The organism is Mycobacterium sp. (assembly GCF_019247615.1).
Classification (GTDB): Bacteria; Actinomycetota; Actinomycetes; order Mycobacteriales; family Mycobacteriaceae; genus Mycobacterium.
On the sequence record NZ_JAFBAT010000085.1, the window covers coordinates 1 to 7,986 of the forward strand.

6 protein-coding genes are annotated in these 7,986 nt (G+C 67.0%); 5 read left to right on the top strand and 1 reads right to left on the bottom strand.

Features of this window, described 5'->3' with window-relative positions; translation table 11 throughout:
• From JO059_RS06050 to JO059_RS06065, 4 genes are all read left to right on the top strand, one after another.
• Positions 1-1,370: bifunctional aminoglycoside phosphotransferase/ATP-binding protein (locus JO059_RS06050; RefSeq protein WP_293315200.1), on the top strand; the 1,370-nt coding region annotated here is incomplete at its 5' end.
• A 105-nt stretch (positions 1,371-1,475) separates the two neighbouring features.
• Entirely contained in the window at positions 1,476-2,465 is a 990-nt protein-coding gene (locus tag JO059_RS06055; protein ID WP_293315205.1) for an NAD(P)H nitroreductase, read from the top strand.
• A 52-nt stretch (positions 2,466-2,517) separates the two neighbouring features.
• Complete coding sequence (locus JO059_RS06060; protein ID WP_293315201.1) at positions 2,518-3,621, top strand: 3-oxoacyl-[acyl-carrier-protein] synthase III C-terminal domain-containing protein; 1,104 nt, start codon at positions 2,518-2,520, stop codon at positions 3,619-3,621.
• Positions 3,605-4,483: a 3-oxoacyl-[acyl-carrier-protein] synthase III C-terminal domain-containing protein gene (locus JO059_RS06065; protein ID WP_293315202.1), complete on the top strand. Its 879-nt coding sequence runs from the start codon at positions 3,605-3,607 to the stop codon at positions 4,481-4,483. The genes JO059_RS06060 and JO059_RS06065 overlap by 17 nt, the downstream gene beginning before the upstream one ends.
• A 97-nt stretch (positions 4,484-4,580) precedes the next feature.
• On the opposite strand, the gene ppsA is transcribed toward JO059_RS06065, so the two are convergent.
• Positions 4,581-6,995 carry a phosphoenolpyruvate synthase gene (gene ppsA, locus JO059_RS06070; protein WP_293315203.1) on the bottom strand — a complete coding sequence of 805 codons (2,415 nt, stop codon included), beginning with the start codon at positions 6,993-6,995 and terminating at the stop codon, positions 4,581-4,583.
• 109 nt (positions 6,996-7,104) lie between these two features.
• On the opposite strand from ppsA, the gene JO059_RS06075 reads away from it, so the two are divergent.
• Positions 7,105-7,986: wax ester/triacylglycerol synthase domain-containing protein (locus JO059_RS06075; protein WP_293315204.1), on the top strand; the 882-nt coding region annotated here is incomplete at its 3' end.

Below are 7,986 nucleotides of genomic sequence, written 5' to 3' on the forward strand. Positions count from 1 at the left end.
ACTTTCTCGACTTCCGCCGACCGGAACAGCGGGAGCGCGCGTGCCACCGGGAAGTCGAGCTCAACAGCCGGCTCTCCCCCGAGAGCTACTTGGGGGTCGCGCATCTCACCGACCCGACCGGGGGTCCGGCCGAACCGATCGTGGTCATGCGGCGCTACCACGACGACGATCGCTTGGCGGCCATGGTCAGCCGCGACGGTACCGGCGAGTCCGTTCGCGGCCTGCTGGCCACCATCGCGGCCGTACTGGCGCGCTTTCATCAACGCGCCGAACGTGGTCCGCTGATCGACGCCCAGGGCGAGCCCCGCGCCATCGAACGACGCTGGCACGAGAACCTGTCGGAGCTCGATCGCTACGCCGACGTGATAACCGAAGTCTCGGCCGAGACCGTCTCGCGGATTCGGCACCTCGCCGCCGAATTCATGTCGGGTCGCGGGCCCCTCTTTGCGGATCGCATCCGCCTTGGGCGCATCGTCGACGGCCACGGCGATCTGCTCACCGACGACATCTTTTGCGTGCAAGGCGAACCGGCGCTGCTGGACTGCCTGGAGTTCGACGACGAGCTCCGCTACGTCGACGGCGTCGATGACGCCGCCTTCCTCGCAATGGATCTGGAGTTCCTGGGCCGCGAGGACCTTGCGGGCCACTTTCTCCGGCATTACGGCATGCATGCGGCCGACCCGGCGCCGTCGGCGCTCCTGGACTTCTACATCGCCTATCGGGCCGTCGTCAGGGCGAAGGTCGACTGTGTACGGGCGACCCAGGGCGGATCGGAGGCCGCCGACGACGCGGGCCGCCACCTCGCCATTGCCGCCGAGCACCTGCACAACGGCAGGGTGCGTCTGGCGCTCGTCGGCGGGAATCCGGGCACCGGCAAGTCCACGCTTGCGCATGCCCTGGCCGAAGACACTGGGGCGCAGGTCATCTCGACCGACGACATACGGCGCGAACTGCGGGACGAGGGCGTCGTCACCGGCAGCGCCGGTGTCCTGGATCAGGGGCTGTACAGCCCGCAAAACGTCGCGATGGTCTACGAGGCCGCCCTGCGCCGAGCCGGCCGGCTGCTCGGGGAAGGACACTCGGTGATCCTCGACGGCACGTGGCGGGATCCGCAGCTGCGCGCCCGCGCGCATCGGCTCGCCTGGCAAACCCATTCGGCAATAGTGGAACTCGTGTGCGTCGCACCGGTGGACACGGCAGCCGGGCGGATCGCCAACAGACGCGCCGGCAACTCGGAGGTGACGCCGGAGATCGCGCAGGCGTTGGCAGCCCAACGCGCCGGCTGGGACACCGCGCACCGGATCGACACCTCTTTAACACCCGAACGGATGGCGCACGAGGCGCACGACGTCTGGCGTCGCGCGATCTAGGGCCCTCTAGGGTCCCATGCCCCGTCGCCAAAGGACCAAGGGCCCTGTCACCGGCTGGCAACACATCCTTAGGGTCGGGGTCACACAGTGAGTGGGGTGGTCGACATGCCGGTGGAAGCGCCGGAATCCGCGGTCATTAGGGATGCGGTGATGCTGGCGAGCCGGGCGCCGTCGCTGCACAACAGCCAGCCGTGGCGGTGGGTCGTCGACGAGGCGACGATGCAGTTGTGGGCCGATCCGCGCCGGATGATGCCTGCGACCGATCGGACCGGCCGGGAACTGACCCTGAGTTGCGGTGCCGTCCTCGACCACCTCAGGGTGGCCATGGCCGCCGTCGGCTGGGAGAGCGAAACCGAGCGCCTTCCCGATCCGAACTACCCGAACCTCTTGGCGGCGCTGCGTTTTCGGCCCGCGGGGGCGGTGACCGAGGCACAGAGACACCGGGCCGCCGCGATCTTGCGGCGCCGCACCGACCGATTGCCGTTCGCCGCGCCGGCGGCGTGGCGCGAATTGCTATCGGCGCTGCGTCGGACGGTCGTTCCCTATGACGTGCTGCTGGACGTGGTGGCAGACGAGGCGCGGCCGGCCTTGGCCGAGGCGTCACAACTCACGGAGTCGCTGCGCCGTTACGACACGACGTATCTGTCCGAGTTACGTTGGTGGACATCGCCATTCGAATCGGACGCGACGCACGTGCCGCAAAGCGCCCTGCCGTCCAGTTCGGAAGCCGCCCGAGTCGACATCGCCCGCGAGTTTCCGCCGGGCGGTGACGGCCGGCCGCGCGCGGCCGTCGACCACGACCACTCCGAGGTCCTCGTGTTGTCCACCCCCCACGACGATTCCCGGCTGGACGTATTGCGCTGCGGTGAAGCCCTGTCGGCGGTGTTGCTCGACTGCACCGCGGCCGGCATGGCCACCTGCACGCTGACCCACATGACCGAAATAGCCCCGAGCCGTGACATCGTCGCGCAGATCACCGGCACCACCGGCAGGCCGCAACTCCTGTTGCGGGTAGGGAAATCATCGTTGAACGGTCAGCACGTCGAACCCACGGCTCGGCGCCCGGCGACCGAGGTCCTCGAGTTTCGCCCATGACGTCCTGCCCACCAGAAGGGTTGCCGACAAGGCCCGCAAGGAGGTGTGACCGATGAGCCGGCACTGGCTGGTCATGGAGACCGACGCGGACGGCGCCAGGGCGCCATTCGTCGCCCGGCTGGCCGGTGCCGGCCGGCACCTGCCCGAGACTCACCTCACCACGGACGAATTGATGGCGTCCACCCGTCACCGCACCCACATCGACCTGGAGCGGCTGACGGGGATCCGCGAACGCCGGGTCTCGGTCGGCGACGAGGATTCGCTCAGCCTCGCCACCTCGGCGGCGCTGAACTGTCTCGCCAAGGCGCGCCAGGACCCGGCGTCGCTCGACGTCGTAATCAGCTGCAGCATCACGAAATTCCGGGGCGGCCTGACCCAATGGCTCGAGCCGACGATGAGCGGCGCCGTGGCGCAGGCGATCGGGGCGCCGCAGGCGATGACCTTCGACGTGTCCAACGCGTGCGCCGGGATGCTCACCGGCGTAACCATTGTGAACAACTGGGTCCGCCAGGGCGTCATCGAGCGCGGACTGGTGGTCAGCGGTGAATACATCTCGCAGCTGAGCCACAACGCGGCCCGTCATATCCGCAACATCATGAGCAAGGAGCTCGCCTGCCTGACCCTCGGCGACGCCGGTGCGGCGCTTCTGCTCGAGCGCGCCCCCGCGGGTTCGGCGGGAATCGTCCTCGCGGGCTTCACCACGGTCGCCGACTACAGCCGCCTCTGCCTCGCCTATCCGCAGGGCCACGATCCGGGTGCGCGGATGTTCACCAATTCGCGCGCCATCCAGAAGGCGGCGATCGCTAACACCCCGCTGCTGCTGAGCGAAGTGCTTGATGTCCTTGGCATTTCGATACACGACATCGATCACGTGATCACCCACCAGACGTCGGCCCGCGCCATCCGCAAGGGCATGGTGCGGATGTCGGAGGAGTTCGGCGACAGCCCCCGGCACGACGCCGTCATCACCGTCGACCGGTACGGCAACACGGCGTCGACCACCCATACGGTCGCATTGGTCGAGGAACTCGAGGCCGGGCACATCGAGCCCGGAGAACGGGTCGCGCTGCTCGCGCTCGCCTCGGGACTGGAGATCGGCGTGGTCTTACTGACCGTGGACGAGGAATTGGTGAGCCGCTATGGGCACAGTCATTGATCGGATCGACCTCGCACACTCTCGTTGGCTGGACCGACACAGCGCGCTGCACCTTGCGGTCAACGCCGCCAAGGACTGTTTGCACCGGGCCGGATGCGGGCCCGACGAGCTGGATCTGGTGGTGAATGCCGGGATCTACCGCGACCGCAATATCGGGGAGCCTGCGCTGGCGGCGCTGATCCAGGACGACATCGGGGCCAATCCCGAGGATCCCCACGCAGGCGCTCACGGCACGTTCTCCTTCGACATCGCCAACGGCGCCTGCGGGGTGCTGACGGCACTGCAGATCGTCGACGGCTTCCTGCGGTCGCGCAGCATCCGGCGAGCGCTCGTCGTGGCCAGCGACGCCGATCCCGGGCACGGGATGAGCGAGCACTTTCCGTTTTCGGCGGCAGGGGCCGCGTTGCTGTGCGGATGGACGGATGGTGACTACGGGCTGAGCCGCGTGTCGTGGGTCAACAGCAACGGCGAAGGCTCCGGGGCGTTCACTGCCACGGTCGGATTCAGGGATGCGCACAACGTCCTGCGGTTCGGCCAGTCGCCCGACATGGACCAGCGATTCGCCTCGGCTGCGGCGCGGGCGGTTCGCGCGTGCCTGGACGCGCAATCCGTGCGGCTGGCAGACATCGACCTGATCGTCGCCGCTCCGGCCCGCTCGGGGTATCGCGCCGCGCTGAGCAAGCTCCTCGGGATCGCGATCGAAAAGATCTGCGTCGCCGTGGATTATCGCATGCACACCGCGGCGCTGGCGGCCGCCCTGCAACCGCAGATCGAAAAGCTACCGGCGGGCGCGCGGGCGCTGCTGGTCGCCGCCGGCGCGGGGATCACGGCCGGTGCCGCACTGTATCGCCGGCCGCAATAACCACGCCAGCCAAGGGAACCTAGGCCTTTCACCCTTGTCGCTCGGAGGCGGGCGGATGGGGTGTCGATCGGGCCAGAGACAGATGTGACAGTTGAGATCAACATGCAGTCACCGACGCCGCCTGCTGCTCCAGCTCGAGAATCTGGCGGGTCGTCTTCACCACCACATCGGGATTGAGGCTTATCGAGTCGATACCGATGCGCACCAAGAACTCCGCCATGTCCGGGTAGTCCGAGGGTGCTTGTCCGCACAGGCCCGAGTGAATCCCATTGCGGCGGCAGCCCTCCACGGCGAGGCGAATCATCTCCTTGACACCCTCGTCGCGTTCGTCGTAGTCGAAGGCCACGATCTCGCTGTCGCGGTCGACGCCAAGAGTGAGCTGGGTCAGGTCGTTGGAGCCGATTGAGAAGCCGTCGAACCGTTCGGCGAACTGGTCGAGCAGGATCACGTTGTTCGGAATCTCGCACATGGCATAGACTTCCAGCCCGTTTTCCCCGCGCCGCAGACCGAGTTCAGCCATGGTCTTCAGCACCAGGTCCGCCTCGGTGACCCGGCGCACGAATGGCAGCATGATGACGACGTTCGTCAGGCCCATCTCCTCGCGGACCCGTTTCATCGCGCGGCACTCCAGCGCGAATCCCTCGGCATAGGCCGGATGCGCGTAGCGCGAGGCGCCGCGGAAGCCGATCATCGGATTGCTCTCGGACGGCTCGAAGCCGCGTCCGCCGATGAGGCTGGCGTATTCGTTGGTCTTGAAGTCCGACATCCGGACCACCACCGGCTTGGGCCAGAAGGCGGCGGCGATCGTGCCGATCCCCTCGGAGAGTCGCTCGACGAAGTAGGCGCCCCCGTCGGGGTAGCCGGCCGTGAGCCGGTCGATCGTCGCGCGAGCTTGCGGTTCCTCGACCTTCTCCGGGTGCAGCAGCGCCAGCGGATGCACCTTGATGTATTCGCTGACGATGAATTCCATCCGGGCCAGTCCCACACCGTCATTCGGCAAAAACGATGTCTTGAAGGCCAGATCGGGGTTGCCGAGGTTGACCATGACCTGGGTTCGCGGTCGCGGGAGACCGGTCACTTCTGTGCGATCCACGTGGAAACCGACCTCGCCGCGGTACACACGCCCGGTGTCGCCCTCGACGCACGACACCGTGACGACCTGTCCGTCGGGGACGTGCGTGGTCGCATTACCCGCGCCGACCACGGCGGGTATGCCGAGCTCGCGCGCGATGATCGCCGCATGGCACGTGCGTCCCCCGCGGTTGGTGACGATCGCGGCGGCGATCTTCATCACGGGTTCCCAGTCCGGCGTGGTGGTGTCGGCGACCAGCACCTGACCGGGCTGAAAGTCCGGAAGGTGCTCGAGGTTGTCGATTCGTTTGGCCTTCCCCGACGCGATCTTCTCGCCGACCGAACGGCCCTCGGCGAGCACCTCTTTTCCGTCGGAGCCCTTGCCCTCGAGCACATAGGTCTCCACCGTGCTCGGGTTGCGCTGGGAGGCAACCGTTTCGGGGCGGGCCTGGACGATGTATAGCCGCCCGTCCAATCCGTCCTTCGCCCACTCGATGTCCATTGGCCGCCCGTAGTGGCGCTCGATGGTGCACGCATAGCCGGCCAGCTCGAGCACGTCCTCATCGGTGATGCAGAACCGCGCGCGGTCGGCTTTGGGCGTCGGGATGTTGCGGGTCGTGTCCTTCGTCCCACCCTCGACGAAGACCATCTTCACCGCCTTGTCGCCGATCAGGCGGCGCAGCACGGCGCGGTGGCCGGCCCGGTAGGTCGGCTTGTGCACGTAGAACTCGTCAGGGTCCACGGCGCCCTGAACAACGTTCTCGCCGAGGCCGTAGGCCCCCGTCACGAAAACGACGTCATTGAAGCCCGATTCGGTGTCGATGGTGAACAGCACGCCCGATGACGCCAGGTCGGAGCGCACCATTTTCATGATGCCGATCGACAACGAGACCTTGAAATGGTCGAAGCCCTGGTCGATGCGGTAGTGAATGGCCCGGTCGGTGAACAGGCTGGCGAAACACCGGCGGCACGCGTCGAGCAGGCTCTCGCGGCCCTTGACGTTCAGGAAGGTTTCCTGCTGACCCGCGAAGCTGGCGGTCGGCAGGTCCTCGGCGGTCGCCGAACTGCGCACCGCGAGGCTGACGTCGTCGCCGTACTCGTGCTGGAGCATGCGGTAGGCGTCCGAGATCTCGGCGGTCAGGTCTTTGGGAAGGCCTGCGCCATAAACAATCTCGCGGGCACGTTTGCCAGTGCGCGCCAACGCGGTGACGTCATCGGGGTCCAGATCGTCAAGCCGGGCGTGCAGCGCGTCCCAGGCATCGGCCGCATCCAACGTGTGCTGGTAGGCCTCGGCGGTGGTGGCGAATCCGTGTGGCACGCGGACGCCCTGCCCGGACAGCTTCTGGAACATCTCGCCCAGCGAGGCGTTCTTGCCGCCCACCAAGGGGACATCGTCGATGCCGATCTCTTCGAAGAAGCGAATGTAGTTGAACCTACTCATGGGCCCGATCCTGCTATGCGTGGTGCCGCGGCACAGCCGTCATTAGGCCCTTATAGTTGAGGACTTCCGACTCTGACCGGCACGCGCGCAAGGGGCGGACAGTGGCGAGATGGAGCAATTGACGGCCCTCGATGCGACGTTCCTCGAAGTCGAGGACTCCGATCCGCACGTGAGTCTGGCCATCGGCGGGGTGTCCATTATGGAGGGGCCGGTTCCCGGGTACGACGAGTTCGTTTCCGCCTTCTCCGAGCGGGCGGCGACGATTCCGCGGTGCCGGCAGATCTTGCGCACTCATCCGCTCGATCTGGGCCCACCCGAATGGATGGACGACCCGCATTTCGACATCTCGCGTCACCTGCACCGCCTGGCGCTGCCGCATCCCGGAGGGGACGCCGAACTGTTCGAGACCATTGCGGCGGTCATGGAGCGGCGACTGGATCGCGAGCGCCCGCTGTGGGAGTGCTACCTCATCGAGGGTTTGAGCGACGACCGCTGGGCGGTGCTGACCAAGATCCACCACTGCATCTCGGATGGCATCGCGACCACCCAGATGTTGGCGAAATTCGGTGACGACGACGGTGATCCCGGCCGCGCCAAGACTTTTGCCACCGACATCCGCGCCGCCAAGGAGCAGGATCGGTCCGGGCCCGGCCGGCCGACAATCAGCTTGAACCCGGTGAACTGGGTCAGCGGAATTGCGCGGAGCGTGTTCAGCGCGGCGGCGAGAGCCGAGCACATGGCGATGGGTGCGGCCGAACTGACGGCAAGCCTGTTCAGCCCCGCGGCGGTGTCCTCGTTGAGCGGGCGCGTCACGACGATGCGGCGCTTCAGCGTTGCCCGGGTAGCGTTGTCCGACCTGCAGCAGGTGGGCCAAGCATTCGGCGCGACGCTCAACGACGTCGCGCTGGCGGCCATCACCGACAGCTATCGCAGGGTCTTGCTCGAGCGGGGCGAACAGCCGGGACACAACTCTTTGCGCACGCTTGTCCCC

Excerpts from the sequence above, each read along its gene's own strand:
- JO059_RS06055 (WP_293315205.1), top strand. The coding sequence starts at position 1,476 with ATGCCGGTGGAAGCGCCGGAATCCGCGGTCATTAGGGATGCGGTGATG.
- ppsA (WP_293315203.1), bottom strand. The coding sequence starts at position 6,995 with ATGAGTAGGTTCAACTACATTCGCTTCTTCGAAGAGATCGGCATCGAC.
- JO059_RS06065 (WP_293315202.1), top strand. The coding sequence starts at position 3,605 with ATGGGCACAGTCATTGATCGGATCGACCTCGCACACTCTCGTTGGCTG.
- JO059_RS06060 (WP_293315201.1), top strand. The coding sequence starts at position 2,518 with ATGAGCCGGCACTGGCTGGTCATGGAGACCGACGCGGACGGCGCCAGG.